Origin of the sequence: Actinomadura sp. NPDC048394 (assembly GCF_040651755.1) — a bacterium.
GTDB lineage: Bacteria > Actinomycetota > Actinomycetes > Streptosporangiales > Streptosporangiaceae > Spirillospora > Spirillospora montaniterrae.
Map to the genome: position 1 here is coordinate 38,325 of NZ_JBEZJL010000018.1, position 16,086 is coordinate 54,410.

General features: G+C 74.9%; 17 protein-coding genes. 4 read left to right on the plus strand and 13 right to left on the minus strand.

All coding sequences use genetic code 11. The features are described from left to right. Position 1: 1 nt before the first annotated feature. Positions 2–625 carry a sulfite oxidase-like oxidoreductase gene (locus AB0C78_RS14935; protein ID WP_151593742.1) on the minus strand — a complete coding sequence of 208 codons (624 nt, stop codon included), beginning with the start codon at positions 623–625 and terminating at the stop codon, positions 2–4. A 281-nt stretch (positions 626–906) separates the two neighbouring features. Here AB0C78_RS14935 and aroF point away from each other — a divergent pair, with 281 nt between their 5' ends. The 3 genes from aroF to AB0C78_RS14950 all read left to right on the plus strand — a co-directional run bounded on the left by aroF (position 907) and on the right by AB0C78_RS14950 (position 4,164). Beyond that, entirely contained in the window at positions 907–1,947 is a 1,041-nt protein-coding gene (aroF, locus tag AB0C78_RS14940) for a 3-deoxy-7-phosphoheptulonate synthase (protein WP_151545666.1), read from the plus strand. 280 nt (positions 1,948–2,227) lie between these two features. Further along, the gene (locus AB0C78_RS14945) at positions 2,228–3,193 is read left to right on the plus strand and encodes an EamA family transporter (protein WP_360747165.1); all 966 of its coding nucleotides are present in this window, start codon (positions 2,228–2,230) and stop codon (positions 3,191–3,193) included. Positions 3,194–3,234: 41 nt separating this feature from the next. Further along, positions 3,235–4,164, plus strand: a complete 930-nt coding sequence (locus tag AB0C78_RS14950; RefSeq protein ID WP_360747168.1) for a DUF5954 family protein — start codon at positions 3,235–3,237, stop codon at positions 4,162–4,164. 206 nt (positions 4,165–4,370) lie between these two features. On the opposite strand, the gene thiI is transcribed toward AB0C78_RS14950, so the two are convergent. The 8 genes from thiI to AB0C78_RS14990 form a co-directional block, all read right to left on the minus strand. Continuing rightward, positions 4,371–5,606, minus strand: coding sequence for a tRNA uracil 4-sulfurtransferase ThiI (gene thiI / locus AB0C78_RS14955; protein WP_360747170.1), 1,236 nt, complete (start codon positions 5,604–5,606; stop codon positions 4,371–4,373). Between the two features lie 103 nt (positions 5,607–5,709). Further along, positions 5,710–6,735 carry a 6-phosphofructokinase gene (locus AB0C78_RS14960; RefSeq protein WP_151593738.1) on the minus strand — a complete coding sequence of 342 codons (1,026 nt, stop codon included), beginning with the start codon at positions 6,733–6,735 and terminating at the stop codon, positions 5,710–5,712. A gap of 168 nt (positions 6,736–6,903) precedes the next feature. Next, positions 6,904–7,356 carry a hypothetical protein gene (locus AB0C78_RS14965; protein WP_360747174.1) on the minus strand — a complete coding sequence of 151 codons (453 nt, stop codon included), beginning with the start codon at positions 7,354–7,356 and terminating at the stop codon, positions 6,904–6,906. A gap of 8 nt (positions 7,357–7,364) precedes the next feature. Then, entirely contained in the window at positions 7,365–8,174 is an 810-nt protein-coding gene (locus AB0C78_RS14970; RefSeq protein WP_360747177.1) for a DUF692 domain-containing protein, read from the minus strand. A gap of 1 nt (position 8,175) precedes the next feature. Next, positions 8,176–9,180, minus strand: coding sequence for a TIGR04222 domain-containing membrane protein (locus tag AB0C78_RS14975; protein ID WP_360747180.1), 1,005 nt, complete (start codon positions 9,178–9,180; stop codon positions 8,176–8,178). Positions 9,181–9,270: 90 nt separating this feature from the next. Continuing rightward, the gene (locus AB0C78_RS14980) at positions 9,271–9,909 is read right to left on the minus strand and encodes a response regulator transcription factor (protein WP_192809235.1); all 639 of its coding nucleotides are present in this window, start codon (positions 9,907–9,909) and stop codon (positions 9,271–9,273) included. A 47-nt stretch (positions 9,910–9,956) separates the two neighbouring features. Continuing rightward, positions 9,957–11,144: a DUF5931 domain-containing protein gene (locus AB0C78_RS14985; protein ID WP_360747182.1), complete on the minus strand. Its 1,188-nt coding sequence runs from the start codon at positions 11,142–11,144 to the stop codon at positions 9,957–9,959. A 3-nt stretch (positions 11,145–11,147) separates the two neighbouring features. Next, entirely contained in the window at positions 11,148–11,882 is a 735-nt protein-coding gene (locus AB0C78_RS14990; RefSeq protein WP_151547147.1) for a lysophospholipid acyltransferase family protein, read from the minus strand. A gap of 367 nt (positions 11,883–12,249) precedes the next feature. On the opposite strand from AB0C78_RS14990, the gene AB0C78_RS14995 reads away from it, so the two are divergent. After that, positions 12,250–13,209 (plus strand): hypothetical protein, encoded by a 960-nt coding sequence (locus tag AB0C78_RS14995; protein WP_360747187.1) that lies wholly within the window; start codon positions 12,250–12,252, stop codon positions 13,207–13,209. On the opposite strand, the gene AB0C78_RS15000 is transcribed toward AB0C78_RS14995, so the two are convergent. The 4 genes from AB0C78_RS15000 to AB0C78_RS15015 are packed head-to-tail and all read right to left on the minus strand — an operon-like array spanning position 13,206 to position 16,036. Continuing rightward, positions 13,206–13,919 (minus strand): endonuclease/exonuclease/phosphatase family protein, encoded by a 714-nt coding sequence (locus tag AB0C78_RS15000; RefSeq protein WP_360747190.1) that lies wholly within the window; start codon positions 13,917–13,919, stop codon positions 13,206–13,208. The genes AB0C78_RS14995 and AB0C78_RS15000 overlap by 4 nt on opposite strands. A 10-nt stretch (positions 13,920–13,929) precedes the next feature. Next, positions 13,930–14,898, minus strand: coding sequence for an ROK family glucokinase (locus tag AB0C78_RS15005; protein ID WP_151547150.1), 969 nt, complete (start codon positions 14,896–14,898; stop codon positions 13,930–13,932). Positions 14,899–14,947: 49 nt separating this feature from the next. Continuing rightward, on the minus strand, positions 14,948–15,547 hold the full coding sequence (locus tag AB0C78_RS15010) for a hypothetical protein (protein WP_360747193.1): 600 nt from the start codon (positions 15,545–15,547) through the stop codon (positions 14,948–14,950). A gap of 54 nt (positions 15,548–15,601) precedes the next feature. Continuing rightward, on the minus strand, positions 15,602–16,036 hold the full coding sequence (locus AB0C78_RS15015; RefSeq protein ID WP_360747196.1) for an SRPBCC family protein: 435 nt from the start codon (positions 16,034–16,036) through the stop codon (positions 15,602–15,604). Positions 16,037–16,086 lie beyond the last annotated feature (50 nt).

Genomic DNA, 16,086 nt, shown 5'->3' on the forward strand with positions numbered 1-16,086 from the left:
CTCAGAGGGGCGGCGCCTCGCCCTCGTCCTCCTGGTAGGAGTACCGCTGCTCGGACCACGGATCGGCGACGTTGTGGTAGCCGCGCTCCTCCCAGAACCCGCGGCGATCCTTCACCAGGTACTCCACGCCCCGGACCCACTTCACGCTCTTCCACGCGTACAGGTGCGGGACGACGATCCGGGTCGGGAACCCGTGGTCGGGGCTGAGCCGCTCGCCGTCGTGGTGGGTGGCGAACATCGTCCCGTCGGCGAGGAAGTCGCTCATCCGGATGTTGGCGCTGTAGCCGTACTCGGCCCACACCATCACGTGCGTCACGTCCGGCGCGGGCGGCGCGAGCTCCACGATCGCCGTGCCGGGGACGCCCTCCCACTCGTTGCCGGGGATCGTGAACTTGGTGACGCAGTGGAAGTCGGAGACGGCGCGCACCCGCGGCAGCGCGTCGAACTCCTCCCAGCTCCACCGGTGCTGCTCCCCCGACGCGGTCGCGCCGAAGACCCGGAAGTCCCAGTCCTTGGGACGGAACTTGGGGACGGGGCCGTAGTGGAGGACCGGCCAGCCGCGGGGGACGTACTGGCCGGGCGGCAGGTCCCGCGGCTGCGGCGCGGACGCTTCGGGGTGGGACATGACGCCGCCATCCTGCCATCAGGCGTGAGCTGAGCCATATTCGGGGGCCTTGCGGGATTCGGCGGCGCGCATCGGCTACGCTGATGCCGTGCGCAACATCGTGTATTTCTTCTGGTTCGACCAGCCCGGGCGGCTGGTCTGCCAGGCGTTGCGCTGACAGACCACAAGGCGAGAGCCCCGGGCCCCTTCGGCCCGGGGCTCTCGTCGTTTCCAGGGGGTCGTCCGCGGGATCCGGCCCGGATCCGCGCGCGGTCCGCGTGATGAGGAGAGGCAGCACACCCATGGTCGTCGTCATGGCCCCGGAGGCCACCGAAGCCGATATCAAGGCCGTCGTCTCACTGGTCGAGACGGCGGGAGGCGACGCGTTCGTCAGCCGCGGCGTGGAACGCACCATCGTCGGGCTCGTCGGCGACGTCCAGCAGTTCGGCTCGCTGAACCTGCGGGGAATGCGCGGCGTCACCGACGTGGTGCGCATCTCGGCCCCCTACAAGCTGGTGAGCCGCGAGCACCACCGGGAGCGGACCGTGGTGCGGGTGGGCGGCGTGCCGATCGGCCCCGGCACGATGACGCTGATCGCCGGCCCGTGCGCGGTGGAGACCCCGGAGCAGACGCTCGGCGCCGCGCAGATGGCGCAGGCGGCGGGCGCGACGCTGCTGCGCGGCGGCGCGTTCAAGCCCCGCACCTCGCCGTACGCGTTCCAGGGCCTCGGCGAGGCCGGCCTGCGCATCCTCGCGGACGTGCGGGAGGAGACGGGCATGCCGATCGTCACGGAGGTGGTGGACGCCGGGGACGTGGAGCTCGTCGCGTCCTACGCCGACATGCTGCAGATCGGCACCCGCAACGCGCAGAACTTCGCGCTGCTGCAGGCGGCGGGCGAGTCCGGCAAGCCGGTGATGCTCAAGCGCGGCATGAACGGCACGATCGAGGAGTGGCTGATGGCGGCCGAGTACGTCGCGCAGCGCGGCAACCTCGACATCGTGCTGTGCGAGCGCGGCATCCGCACGTTCGAGAACGCGACCCGCAACACCCTCGACATCTCCGCGGTCCCGGTGGCGCAGCGCCTCTCCCACCTGCCGGTGATCGTGGACCCGTCGCACTCGGGCGGCAGCCGCGACCTCGTGCTGCCGCTGACCCGGGCGGCCGTCGCGGTCGGCGCGGACGGCGTGATCATCGACGTGCACCCGCACCCGGAGACCGCGCTGTGCGACGGCCCGCAGGCCCTGGTGGACGGCGACCTGCGCGAGCTCGCCAAGCTCGTGCGGGACCTGCCGCCCATCGTCGGCCGCACCCTGACCGAGGCCCCCGGCCCCGTCCCCGCCTGATCCGGCCCGACCCCGTTGATCCGTGGCGTGTCGCCCTTTATGGACGTCCCATAAGGGCGACACGCCACAAGTCAACGCATATGCGGGCTGCTGGTAGCGTCGTGGGCATGGCGTACTGGACCTCCTGCCTCGGACCGCCCCGCTCCTGACGGGGCGCGGCCACGGCACCACCCTGCGAGTCCTGACGGGCCCGGCGCGACAGCGCCCGGTCCGCGTTCTCCTGCGCCCCGGATCCGGATCCTTCCCTCCCGATTCGAGCTCAGGAGCTCTCCCCGTGTCAGTGCGCACGTTCAGAACGTCCAGGCGGGCCTCCGCGCCCGCGTCCCCGGCCGCACGGCGCGCCCTCGGAGGCGGCGCCGACATCCTGCTCGCCGCGTCCCTCTGGGGCACGACGGGCACGGCCCGCACCTTCGCCCCCGGCGCGTCCAGCGTCTCCGTCGCGGCCGCGCGGATCGTCATCGGCGGGCTGCTGCTGCTCGCCTTCGCCGCCGCCACCCGCCGCGACGGCCTGCGCCGCCTCCTGCGCGGCCGGGCCTCCCTGGCGACGCTCGCGCTCGGCGCCGCGGCGATCGCGATCTACCAGGTCGCGTTCTTCGTCGCCGTCTCACGGACGGGCGTGGCCGTCGGCACCGTCGTCACGATCGGCAGCGCGCCCGCGTTCACCGGCCTGATCGGGCTGGCGACCCGGCGGACCGTCCTCACCGGCCGCTGGACGCTCGCGACCGCGGGCGCCGTCGCCGGCTGCGCGCTGCTGATCGGCTCCGGGCACGGCTCCGGCGTCGACCCCGCCGGCATCGCGCTCGCGCTGCTGTCCGGGCTGGCCTACGCGGTGTACGCGACCGCCGCGTCCGTCCTGATCACCCGCGGCGAGGACGACCGGGCGACCGCCGGGGCGCTGTTCGGCGCGGCCGCGGTGCTGCTCGTCCCCGTCCTCGCCGCCGAGCCCGCCGGGTGGCTGCTCACCGGTGCGGGCGCGACGACCGCGCTGTACCTCGGCGCCGTCACCACCGGGCTCGGCTACGTGCTGTTCGCCCGCGGCCTGCGCGGCACCCCCGCCACGACGGCGACGACGCTGACGCTCGCCGAGCCCGCGGTCGCCGCCGTCCTCGGCACGGCGGTGCTCGGCGAGCATCTCGGCGGGACCGCCTACGCCGGTCTCGGCCTCCTCGCCGCCAGCCTCGTCGCGCTCGTCGCGCCCGTCCGCCGTGCGCGAAAGCGGCGGGGCCGCGGTAACGAATTGGTCTGAACCACTCGCCAGATCGGGGGGCGGCGAGGATGATGTCCGGCATGACGACGGGCGATGGCGACGCCGGGGGACGGCTGTTCCCGGAGGACCTGGACGGCGTCGACCCGGTCGCCGCCGTGATGCTGGCGGACGCCTGCCGCTCCCTCGCCGCCTACCCCGACCTGGTGGCGGTCGGCGCCCTGTTCACCGCGGCCGAGCGGGTCTCCGGCGGCTGGCAGGTCGTCTGCCCGCCGGACCCGCTGCCGCAGGGCGCCCGCGAGCTGCTCGCCGACCACCTCGACGACCGCGCCGCCCGCCTCGACGGGGCCGCCGCGGGCGAGTTCCGGCGGGCCGCGGACGAGCTGCGGTCCGGGCCGCGCGACACGGTGGCGGCGGCCGGGCGGCGGTTCGCGATCGTGCGGGTCGAGCAGCTCGTGCGGACCGGCCCGGACGGCCCCGAGCCGCCCCGGCCGAGCGACCCCGACCCGCGTCCCGCGTCCGTCCCGGCCTCCTACCGCCGCCCCTACGACCTGCTGTCCGGCGAGGGCACCGGGTCCGACCTCGCCACCGCGGAGCTGCTCTGCCAGGTGCTGGACGCGGCGGCGCTCAGCGGGAGCGAGCCGTCCGGGGCGTTCCTCACGCCGGTCGCGCTGGCGCCCGCGTTCACCGTCGCCGAGCGCGGCCCCGCCGCGCCGGGCGGGCCGTCCCGCGAGCGCCGCTGGCGTCCGGTCGGCCGCCTGCACGCCACCCCGCAGCAGGCCCGCGACTCGCTGATCGGCTACCTGCGGGACGTGGCGCCCGCCGTGGAGGCGCTCAGCGAGACCGACACCGATGCCCACGCGGAGGCCGCCGAGGTGCTGGCGGAGGAGCCCCGCCGCAACGGCATCACGGTCGCGGGACGCCGCTTCCGGATCGTCCGCATCGAGCGGATCACCCTGATGGGCCCGGACGGCCCGGAACCCCCGCGCCCGACGGACTTCGACAGCCACTGAGTTGATTGCATTGCCCTCGGCGGTCGGGCCCTGGGGGCCCTCCCTTCAACGGGCACTGCGGCGATCGCTGCATCGCTCCGGCTCGCCCAGGGGCTCGCTGCGCGATCGGATTCTCGCTCCGCTCGAATCCGGCTTCGCTCGCGATCGCAACGCTGAGGTCGGCGACGGTTGAGGCTACGGACGTGTGCCTGACCGTCAAGCGGGCCTCAGGACGCGGCGGGGTCGCCGTAGACCGGGCGGTGCTCCTGGACGGAGTCGGCGAGCTGGTCGGCGAGCTCGCCGACGTCGAGGCGCTTCTCGATCTGCCGCAGGTCGTCGATCTTGGCGCGGGTCTCCGCGCGGCGCGGCGCGAGCATCGTGCAGCAGTCCTCGTCGGGCAGCTCGGAGATCGACAGCGTGCGGACGCGGCGCGCCTGGTCCATGATCTCGATCTTGTCCATGCCGACGAGGGGGCGCAGGATCGGCAGCTCGACGGCGTCGTCCAGCGCGGTGATGTTCGCCAGGGTCTGGCTGGACACCTGGCCGAGCGCGTCGCCGGTGATCAGCGCGGAGCCGCGCAGGCGGCGGGCGAGGACCTCGCCGGTGCGCAGCATGAGCCGGCGCTGCGCGATCACCGCGAGCCGGTCGGCGCCGGACGACTTGATCTGCTGCTGCGCCTTGCCGAACGGCACGACGAACAGCCGCGATCCGCCCTGGAACTTGTCCAGCTCGCGGACCAGCGCGTACGCCTTGTAGATCGACTCGGGGCCGGTGAACGGCATGCCGGAGAAGTGCAGGTAGTCGACGCGCAGGCCGCGGCGCATCATCCGGTACGCGGCGACGGGCGAGTCGATGCCGCCGGACATCAGCACGAGGCCGCGGCCGGACATCCCGACGGGCAGGCCGCCCTGGCCGGGCAGGCCGCCGGAGTAGACGAACACCTCGTCCCGGTCGACCTCGATCGACAGGGTGTGCTCGGGGTCCTTGAGCTTGACGGGCTGGCCGTAGCGGCCGGCGACGAGCGCGCCGATGTGCCGGTCGAGCTCGGTGGAGGTCATCGGGAACCGCTTGTCGCGGCGCCGGGACCGGACGGCGAACGTGCCGGTGCGGCCGTCCATGAGCTCCAGGGCGGCGCGCTCGACGCTGGCGAGGTCCTTGCCGACCCGCCAGGCGCGGTGCGCCCACACGATGCCCATGACATCGGTGATCCGCTGCGCGACCCGCTCCATCGTGGCGAGGTCGGCGTCGTGCTTGCGGACGATGAACACCCCGTGCCGGCGGACGACGTCGACGCGGGCGATGGGGCGGACGGCCTGCCGGACGTTGTCGGCGAGGCGGCGCTCGAACAGCTCGCGGTTCTTGCCCTTGAGGACGACCTCGCCGAGTTTCAGCAGCACGCACGGCTCCCCGTCGACCGGGGACTGCTCCCGGACGTCCGCGGGCGCGGTCTCGAGCGTGGTCATGCGTGGTCCTCCCGGCGGAACAGGTCTAGGGGTGGTCTCCAGTGTGGCCCACAGGAAGCAACATCGCGACCTGGAAAACCTGTTCCCGCCGGGAGGGACGGGTTCAGCCGAAGAAGACCTCGGCCTCGGCGTAGCGCTCGAGCGGGACGGTCTTCAGCTCCTTGGTCGCCTCGTCGAGGCCGACGCGGACGATGTCGGTGCCCTGGAGCGCGACCATCTTGCCGTAGTCGCCGTCGCGGACCGCGTCGATGGCCTGGAGGCCGAAGCGGGTGGCGAGGACGCGGTCGAACGCGGTGGGGGTGCCGCCGCGCTGGATGTGCCCGAGCACGGTGGCGCGGGCCTCCTTGCCGGTGCGCTTCTCGATCTCGTCGGCGAGGGCCTGGCCGATGCCGCCGAGCCGGACGTGCCCGAACGCGTCGCGCTCGCCGGTCTGCAGCTGCATCTGCCCGTCCATCGGGTGGGCGCCCTCCGACACGACGATGATCGGCGCGTAGCGGGTCTTGAACCGGCTCTCGACGTACTCGACGACCTTGTCGATGTCGAACGGCCGCTCGGGGATCAGGATGACGTTGGCGCCGGCGGCCATGCCGACGTGCAGCGCGATCCACCCCGCGTGCCGGCCCATGACCTCGCAGATCAGCGCGCGGTGGTGGCTCTCGGCGGTGGTGTGCAGCCGGTCGACGGCCTCCATGCCGATGTTCACCGCGGTGTCGAACCCGAAGGTGTAGTCGGTGGCGTTGAGGTCGTTGTCGATCGTCTTCGGGACGCCGACGACGTTGACGCCGTTGGCGTACAGCTCGCGCGCGACGCCGAGGGTGTCCTCGCCGCCGATGGCGATCAGCGCGTCGACGCCGAGGCCGGCGAGGTTGTCCTTGATCCGCTCGACGCCGCCCTCGACCTTGACCGGGTTGGTCCGGGACGAGCCGAGGATCGTGCCGCCGCGCGGCAGGATCCCGCGGACGGCCTGCACGTCGAGGGCGACGGTGTCGCCTTCGAGAGGCCCGCGCCAGCCGGCCCGGAAGCCGACGAACTCGTAGCCGAAGACCTGCACGCCCTTGCGGACGACCGCGCGGATGACCGCGTTCAGGCCGGGGCAGTCCCCACCGCCGGTGAGCACTCCGACTCGCATGCCGTCTCCTTCTCCCGCCACCGGGCTCCCTCCTCGGTTCACATGGCCAGACTAGTAGTCAGGGCATGGCTACGCAGGGCATTCGCCGGGGGTCCCGGCGAGCCGTCATTGGTCTAGACCATAGCCCGCTGGGGTGCCCCGGGGCACGCCGTCCGGCGGCATGCCGGCTCAGCGCGGCCGGCCCCCGAGGATCCGGACCCTTCCCCCGAAGAGCACCGCCACTCCCCCGGGCACGCGCCGCAGCGCCGCCCGCCGGCGACGCGGCGCGGACGCGCCGTCATAGGCCCAACCGATCTCCGCGAGCGCCAGTTCCCGTGCCGCCTCCCCGGCGAGCCCTTCCCGGTGCGCCCGCGCGAAATCCCATCCGTCCCGGAAAGATCCCCGCGTCGGGCGTGCGGCCGCCCACGCGGCGAACTCCGCCTTCCAGGACGTCCCGTACGCGGCGGCGAGCGCGGGCCAGGCGCGCGCCACCTCGCCGGCCCGTTTCAGCAGGATGCCGTGCGCGGCGGCCCGCACGGCGGCGCCGTCGAACCCGGCGGGCATCGGGCCGCCCGCCGTCATCGCCCGGACGAGCGCCTCCTGCGCCGCCGCCAGCCCCGCGTCCCGGTTCGCTTCGCTCATGTGTTCGCTCATGTGATGGCCGCCAGCCCGGACGCGGCGGCGATGGCGTCCAGCTCGGCGCGCATCTCGCCGATCGGCGGGTAGTGGCCGTCGCGTTCCAGCAGAAAGCCCGGCGGGCGGTGCCGCGCGCACAGTTCGGTGATCAGGTCCAGGACGTCCGGCGGGACGGCGGCGGTGTGCGTGTCGTGGTACCGGCCGCCCTCCTCGACGCCGCCCGCGACATGGCAGTACGCGACGCGCTCCAGCGGCAGCCGGTCGAGGAGCCGGACGGGGTCCTCGCCGCGGTTGCGGGCGTTGGCGTACACGTTCGCGACGTCCAGCAGGAGCAGGGCGCCGGTGCGATCGAGCAGTTCCGTGAGGAAGTCGCCCTCGGCGTACTCGGCGTCCGGCCAGTCGAAGAGCGTCGCGATGGGCTCGACGGCCAGCGGGACGGGCAGGTCCGCCTGGGTGCGGCGGATGTTGGCGGTGAGCGCGTCCAGCGCCGCCCGGGTGCGCGGCACCGGCAGCAGGTGCCCGGCCTCGATCCCGCCCGCGCGGACGAACGCGACGTGCTCGCTGACCAGCGGCGCGCCGAGCGCCTCCGCGCAGGCGGCCAGGTGCGCGACCCGCTCGGCGGCGACCGGTTCGGCGCCGCCCAGCGACAGCCTCACCCCGTGCGGGACGACCGCCGCGCCGCGCTCGCGCAGCCCGAGGAGTTCGGGAGCGGGGTGCGCCGGGTGCACGGACTCCGCGATCACCTCGGTGAAGCGCAGGCCGGGCAGCGCGCCCACGAACCCGGCGATCTCCGGCCGCCACCCGATCCCGACGCCGAGGTCCATGTCAGCTCCCGCCACCGCAGCCGCCGCCACCGCCGCAACTGCTCCCGCACCCGCCGCCACCGCCGCAGCTGTGGTGGCCGCCGCCGGAGCCGCCGCCGCAGCCGTGGTGGTGCCCGCCGCTGGAGCCCCCGCCACCGCAGGAAGCGGACGAGCAGACGGGCGCGGACGCCGAGCAGGCCGAGCCCGTGTACCCGCCCGAGGCCGCCGCGACCCCGGTGAGCTGTAGGTAGCGGCCGAGCCCGACCGTCTGGGCGAACATCTCGTCGAACGCCATCAGCGCGGCCGTGCCGAACAGCGCGACGCCCATGACCACGTCCGGGCCGGGCAGGCCGGCGTAGGAGGCGCCCTGCGCCGGGTCGAGGTGCGGGCCGGCCGACCTGGCCTGCGCGACGGCCCGCTCGCCCTCCTTCGTCGGGCCGTGGCCGGCCGCGAGCCCGACCGCCGCCGCGGACAGGACGGCGAGCGGCGCGAACACGATCAGCGCCTTCGGGAAGTCGTCGTAGGCGTCACTGATCAGGAAGAAGTACACGAAGCCGGCGAACACCCAGGCGCGCAGGAGCCACCGGATCTCCTGCGGCCCCGGCCACCTGCCGAGGCGGATGAGCAGCCCCTGCTCGATCAGGCCGTCGCGGATTCCGTCGAGCGCGGCCGACACGCCCGTGTCGGCGGTCAGCTCGGCGAGCGTGCCGGCGCGCCCGCTCGCGACCGCTTCGAAGACCGCGCCGTCCAGCGGATGGCCGGCGGTGCGCGGCGCGCCGGACGGCGGCGGGGCCGCCGTCATGCGCCCGTCGCCGTGGGCGTCGACCGCGCCGTCCACCCGCAGCGCCGCCAGCGACGCGGCGATCGCGTGGCGCCCCCCGCCCTGCAGGTAGGCGATCTCGTACGGGTGCGGGTCGCGCGTCGGCGGCGTGCCGCGCACCAGGGCCGATCTCTGCCGCCACAGGACCGCGACCAGCGCGAGCCCGACCAGGAAGTGCACCGCGAGGAGCCAGAGCGTCTCGTCCACCGAACGTGCCCCCGTCGTATGAGCGTCGTCGTCGCGGATCAGACGCACGCGTCCGGGCGGGAGTTGAGGGCGGGCGCGGCCGGAACCGGCCTACTCCTCCTCGTCCAGGCCCTTCTCGATGGCGTAGCGGACGAGCTCGACGCGGTTGTGGAGCTGGAGCTTGCCGAGGGTGTTCTGCACGTGGTTCTGCACCGTGCGGTGCGACAGGACGAGCCGCTCCGCGATCTGCTTGTATGTCAGGCCCTTGGCGACGAGCCGCAGCACCTCGGTCTCGCGGTCGGTGAGCCGGGGCGCGTCGTCGTCCTCGCGGGCGGGCGCGGCGGCGAGCCGCCGGTACTCGCCGAGGACGAGCCCGGCGAGGCCGGGGGTGAACACCGCGTCGCCGTCGGCGGTGCGGCGGACCGCGTCCAGGAACTCCTCGCGCCCGGCGGACTTGAGCAGGTAGCCGGTGGCGCCCGCCTTCACCGCCTCCAGGACGTCCTGCTGCTCGCCGCTGGCCGACAGCACCAGCACCCGCACGGGCGGGTCGGCGGCGGCGAGGTGCCGGGTGACCTCGACGCCGCTGATGTCGGGCAGCTGCAGGTCGACCACGGCGACGCGGGGGCGCGCGGCGGCGGCGATGCGGACGGCGGTGCGCCCTTCCCCGGCGGTGGCGACGACCTCGTGCCCCGCCTCGGCGAGGTCGCGGGCGACGGCCTCGCGCCACATCGGATGGTCGTCGACGACCATGACCCTCAACGGAACCTCGCTCACGATCACACCCTAAACGCCGCCGGCTACCGCGGAACGGTCATCTCGATCTCGGTGCCCTCGCCGGGGGCGGACACGATGGCGACGGTGCCGCCGAGGTCGCGGACGCGGCCCCGGATGGACTGCGCGACGCCGAGCCGGCCGGACGCGGCGGCGTCGTCGAGGCGGCCGGGCGGCATGCCGGGGCCGTCGTCGCGGACGCTGACGGTGACCTCGCCGGGGCCGTCCTCCAGCAAAACCCAGGCGCGGGCGCCGTCGCCGCAGTGCCGCCGGACGTTGTCCAGCGCCGCCGCGACGGCCGCGGCGACCTCCTGGGCGGCGTGCTCGGGCAGCGGCACGGGCGTCGCGGGCGTCGACACGGTCACCGCCGCGGACGCCTGGCCGGTGAGCAGCGGGCGCAGGTCGGCAGCGCGTCCGGAGCCGGTGTCGGGACGCGGCGACGGGATGGAGACGGTCCCGGGGGCGGTCGCGGGGCCGGCGCCGATCAGGGCGCGCAGCGCCGCCTCCTGCTCCCCCGCCAGCCGGCCCAGCTCGGCCGCCTCGCCGCCGGCCTCGCCGCCGCGCCGCTGCACCATCGCGAGCACCTGCAGGACCGAGTCGTGGATGCGGCGCGCCAGCCGCTCCCGCTCCCGGGTCGCCGCCTCCAGCTCCACGGCCCTGGCGAGCCGCGCCTCCGCCTCGCGCGCGAGCCGCACCACCTGCCCGACGACCAGGCCGGCGAGGAGCAGCAGCACGATGCCGTTCAGGGTGGTGTTCCCGATCCCGCCGGCCGTCCCGGCGACGGCGTGCACCAGTAGGTTCGCGACGCCGAGGACGAGGGCGGCGGTGACGCCGAGCCGCCGCCCGCCCCACACGGCCCAGGCGAGCACGGACGCGGCGACCCACGACACCGGCAGCGTCGGGCGGCCCGTCGCGATGTGGTGCGGGGTCTCCACCCACGCGGTCGTGAGGATGCACCCGAACGCGACGGCGAGGTCGGCGACCAGGAGCGGCCAGCCGCGCCGGGCCCGGTCGCGGTACGCCAGCGTCGCGACGCCCGTCCAGACGGTCAGGACCGCGAGGACGGCCCAGCCGCCCAGCGGGTGCGCGTAGCCGCCGGAGTTCTTCCCGATCACGACGGCGGCGTAGACCAGCGCCAGCGCCCGGTACACCGCGACGGACCGCCACAGCGCCGCGTCCAGGCCGGCCAGGCCCCCGCCGGTGTCGTCGCGCACGGGTCAGTCCTCGGTGAAGCCCTCGTCGCCGTCCTCGACGGGACGGACGGGCTTGCCGGCCATCTCGGCCTTGACCTCGGCGGCGTACCGGTCGACGTACTCCTGCCCGGACAGCTTCTGGATCGCCTGCATGATCTCGTCGGTGACCGTGCGGAGCACCTCGCGGTCGTCCTCGCGGCCGAAGTAGCGGGAGAAGTCCATCGGCTCGCCGAACCGCACGCCCGGCCGGACGCCGAGCCGCGGGTACGGCTGCCCGGGCGGCATCAGCTTGAACGTGTTGACCATCGCCATCGGGATCACCGGGACGCGGGACTTCAGCGCCAGCCGCGCCACCCCGGTCTTGCCGCGGTAGAGCCGCTCGTCCGGCGCCCGGGTGCCCTCGGGGTAGATGCCGAGCAGCTTGCCCTCGCCGAGGATCCGCAGGCCTGTCTGCAGCGCCGCGTCCGCCTCCGGGCCGCCGGTCCGGTCGACCGGGACGACCCCGACGCCGGTGAAGAACCCCTTGCTGATCAGGCCCTTGATCCCCTTGCCGGTGAAGTACTCGCCCTTGCCGATGAAGAAGATCGGCCGCATCAGCGGCAGCGGGCCGAAGAAGTGGTCCGCGAACGACTGGTGGTTGCACGCCAGCAGCGCGGGGCCGCGCTTCGGGACGTTCCGCATCCCCCGGTTCCGCGGCCACCATGCGCCGTACATGATGGGTGAGAGTACGACCCTCAGCAGGATCCAGAACCAGAGCATGCCGACACCTTCCTCCGAGCCGCGTGCGCACGCGGCGCGCAAGACCGAGTCCCCGTCCGAGGGGGGTAATGATGGGACATCTTCGCATCCCGGCGGTCCCCCGCCCACACCACTGTCCCGGTGCCGGTGCCCGGTCCGGCACACCCCGCGGCCGGATGAACGTAGGCTCTAATCGGAAATCTCAATCGGGTGCGCCCGGGGGCTTGTCCCGGGCGGCGCAGCGAATACCGTGGGACACACGTTTCGGGTCGTCCGGGAGTGCCGCCGCGCATCGCGGCGGGCGGCCGGGCGCACACCTCAATGGGGGAGCGGAGGCCGCCATGCCGGTGCTGTCGGTCACGCCGGAGTCGTCGAAGGAGCCGGCCCCGTGAATCGCCGTGGCAATGGACTGTCCGCCGACACCTACGCGCCGCTGGTCGACCTCGCCCCGCATCTGGCCGACGCGATGCTCGCGGCGCTGGGCGAGGCGGGCGTGGCGGCCTACGCCGCGTCGCCGGACGGCCTGCCCGAGATCGCCGGGACGGCCGCCGACCCCGTCGGCGACGTCCTCGACCGGCTGTACGTGGACGTGGACATGAAGCCGGCCGCCGAGGGGATCCTGCGCGCGCATCTGGCGCGGCTGCGGGACGCCGGCGTGCGCGGCGACGGCGACGGCCGCCCCGAGACGGACCTCGCCGGCCCGGGCGCCGACGCGCCGCCCGGCCGCGACGGGGTGCACGACGGGCCGCGCGACGGCGGCCTCGACGGCTCCTTCGACGACGCGTTCGACGGCGTGTTCGACGCGACCGCGCCGGGACGCCGCGGCGACGGCGAGACCGGCGGCGGGGCGGGCGCGTCCGGCGCGTCCGGGAAGGGCGACGAGGGCGGCCAGGGCCGCGACCTCGACGAGGACGCCATCTGGGCGCAGATCGTCGCGGGGTTCGACACGGCGCCCGAAGGCGACGAGGTCCCGTGGCCCGACCAGGAGAACATCGACGAGCGGCCGGGGCCGCCGCGCGAGGGCGACGACCGCACCGGCCGGCTGCCGCGGGCCCGGGTGATCCGGCCCGCCGACGAGGCCCCCGAGTTCCCGCCGGACGACGATGACGAGGGCCACTACATCCCGCCGCCTCCGCCGCCGCTGCCGAGCGCGGACCCGCTCACCAAGGGCGCGTGGATCGCGCTGATCGGCGGCCCGGTCTACCTGCTCGTCACGGTGATCCTCGACTGGGAGGTGCCCGGCTGGGCCGCGTTCCTCGCGGTCGCCGCGTTCATCGGCGGGTTCGTGACGCTCGTCCTGCGGATGGGCGACGAGCCCCGCGACCCCGACGACGGCGCCGTCGTCTAGACGCCGGCCGGCTCGGGCAGCCGGAGGTCGGCGCGCAGCGGCCGGTGGTCGGTGGCGCGGACGTGGTCGCCGGGCTCGTCCGGCGGCACCCCGCACCCGGCCACCTCGACGCCGGGGTCGGCGAACACCCCGTCGATGCGGCGGCGCGGGTCGCGCGCGGAGAAGGTGAGCTCCTCCCCCTCCGGCGCGGTCGCGTGGCCGTCCTGGAAGTGCTCGGTGAGCAGCGTCCAGGACGGGCCGCCCGGCTCCTCGTTGATGTCACCCGCGAGCACGACCGGCGCGCCGTACCGGGCGCGGGCCCGGTCGAGATGCGCCAGCACCTCGCCGACGTGCCGCAGCCGCGGCCCGTCCGCGAGGTCGAGGTGGGTGCTCGCCGCGATCAGCCGCGCCGGCCCGGCCTCCAGCACCGCGACCGCGAGCGCCCGCCGGTGCAGGCCCTCGTCCGGCGTCAGCAGGTGGAACTCGCGGTGGACGCGGCGGACGCGCGGCGCCGCGAGGACGGCGAGGCCGCACGCCCGGCGGCCCGCCGCCACGTCCATCCCGCACGCCCGCGCCAGCCGGCGCCGCTGCGCCCGCCAGCCCCAGAACCGCGGCACCTCCTGCAGGCACAGCACGTCCGGGCCGTTCGCGCGGACGACCCGCGCCACGGCCTCCGGGTCGTCGCGCAGCGACCGGATGTTGTAGCTGAGCACCCGCACCGGCGTCGCCACGGCGGGCGTCCTAGACCGCCGCGTCCTGGAGGGGCCGGACGCGGGCGAGGTCGGCGGCGCCGACGATCCCGGCGGCCGAGCCGAGCTCGGCGATCCGGATGTCGGGCAGCGGGCGGTGCCCGCGGCCGGTCAGCGCCTCCTCGAACGCGACGCGGATCGGGTCGAGCAGCAGGTCGCCGGCGTCGGACAGGCCGCCGCCGATGATGAACGCGCCCGGGTCCAGGATCGCGGACAGGTCGGCGAGGCCCTGCCCCGCCCAGTGCGCGATCGTGCGGAAGCACTCCAGCGCGGCCTTGTCGCCCTCCCGGGCCGCCTGCGACACCTCGGGGCCGCTGATGCCCTCCGGCCGCCCGCCGCCGAGCTCCAGCAGCCGGCCCGCCATCGCCGGCGCGACCCGCGCCAGGTCGCGGGCCTCGTGCACGAGCGCGTTGCCGCTGGCGTACTGCTCCCAGCAGCCGCGGTTGCCGCAGCCGCAGCGGCGCCCGTCCGGGACGACCCGGAAGTGCCCCATCTCCGCGCCGATGCCGAACCGGCCCCGGTACAGCTCGCCGTTGATGATGATGCCGCCGCCGATGCCGGTGCCGAGCGCCACCAGCACCAGGAAGTTCTCGCCGCGTCCCGCGCCGAACTTCGCCTCGCCCCAGGCGGTGGCGTTGCCGTCGTTCTCCACCACGACCGGCAGCCCGACGAGGTGCTCGACCTTCTCCCGGATCGGCTCCTCGCGCCAGGCGAGGTTCGGCGCGAACAGCACGTGGGAGCGGGTCTCGTCGACGAACCCGGCGGCGCCGAGGCCGACCGCCGACACCTCCGCGTACTTGCCCTTCAGCAGGTCGACGACCTCGGCGATGGTCTCGGCGGTCTCCTTGGGGTTGGTCGAGGGAGTCGGCCGCCGGACCTTCTCCAGGATCGTTCCCCGGTCGTCGACGACACCGGCGGCGACCTTCGTGCCGCCCACGTCCACGCCGATGGTCAGGGCCATGTACGCTTCCTCCTCCTCGGGCGCCCCTGGCTGGAGCCCGTCCGCACCACTAGCCGATGTCGATGGGGTCGCCGCCGGTGGCGGCCGCCCACGGGTCGCCCGGCTCCTCGCGCGGCTTGCTCGCGCTCGGCTTCTCCGCGCTCGGCTTCTCCGCGCTCGGCTTCTCCGTGCGCGGCGGCTCCTCGCGCGGGGCCTCGTCGCGGGGCGACCGTCCCGACCGATCGGACCTACCCGCCCCGGGGCCCGCCGACGCATCGCGCGGCCGCGGAGGCCGGTTCCGGTTCGTCTCCGGGCGGGTGCGGTCGAAGCCCTGCACCACGTCCAGCGCGGCGGCCAGCAGCGACTGCCCGGCCTCCCGGACGTGCCGGCCCACGTCGTGCCCCGACTCGCGGGACACCGCGATGGCCCGGCAGACCGGGCAGTGGCAGCACTCGGGGGCGCCGGTGGCGTAGCGCGGCGGCTCGGCGGTCGCGGTCGCCCACACGTCGCCGTCCCCGCCGTCGCGGGCCCGGCCGCGCGGCCGGTCGCCGCGCGGGGACTCCTCTCGGTCGTCGAGGTCGTCGCGGGAGCCGCCGCCGACCACGCGCTTGAGCACCGCGTCGAAGAGCTTGCCCGCCTCGTTGATCAGGTCACCCGGCTGGTCGGTCATGACTCCATCATCCATCCGTCATCGGCGTGAAACGGTACCGCCTCCCGGGCGTCCTCAGCGCTCGACGCGGCGCTGGAGGCCCTTGAGCGCGGAGTCGATGATCCGCTTCTCGCCCTTGCGCTTCACCATGCCGATCATCGGGACGCGGACGTCCACCGCCAGCTCGTAGGTGACCTCGGTGGCGCCGCCCGCCTCGGCGAGCGCGTAGGTGCCGTGCAGGCCGGTGACGACCGTGCCCTTCTCGACCAGCTCCCAGCTCACCCGGTCGTCGCCGTCCCAGGTGTAGGCGAGGCCGACGGTGTCGCTGAACGGGCCGCCGTCGAAGGTCAGCCGGCCGCGCAGCGCCCGGCCGTCCGGGCCCGTCTCCTGGACGGTGAACTCGCGGATCCCGCTCGCCCACTCCGGATAGGCCTCCAGGTCGGCGATCACCGCCATGATGTCGGCCTTCGCGGCCTTGATCGTGATGGAAGAACTCGTGCGGTCCGCCATCTGCGTTTCCCTCCGGCTCGCCGTGAACCCGCGCCCGCGCACTCTTTGCC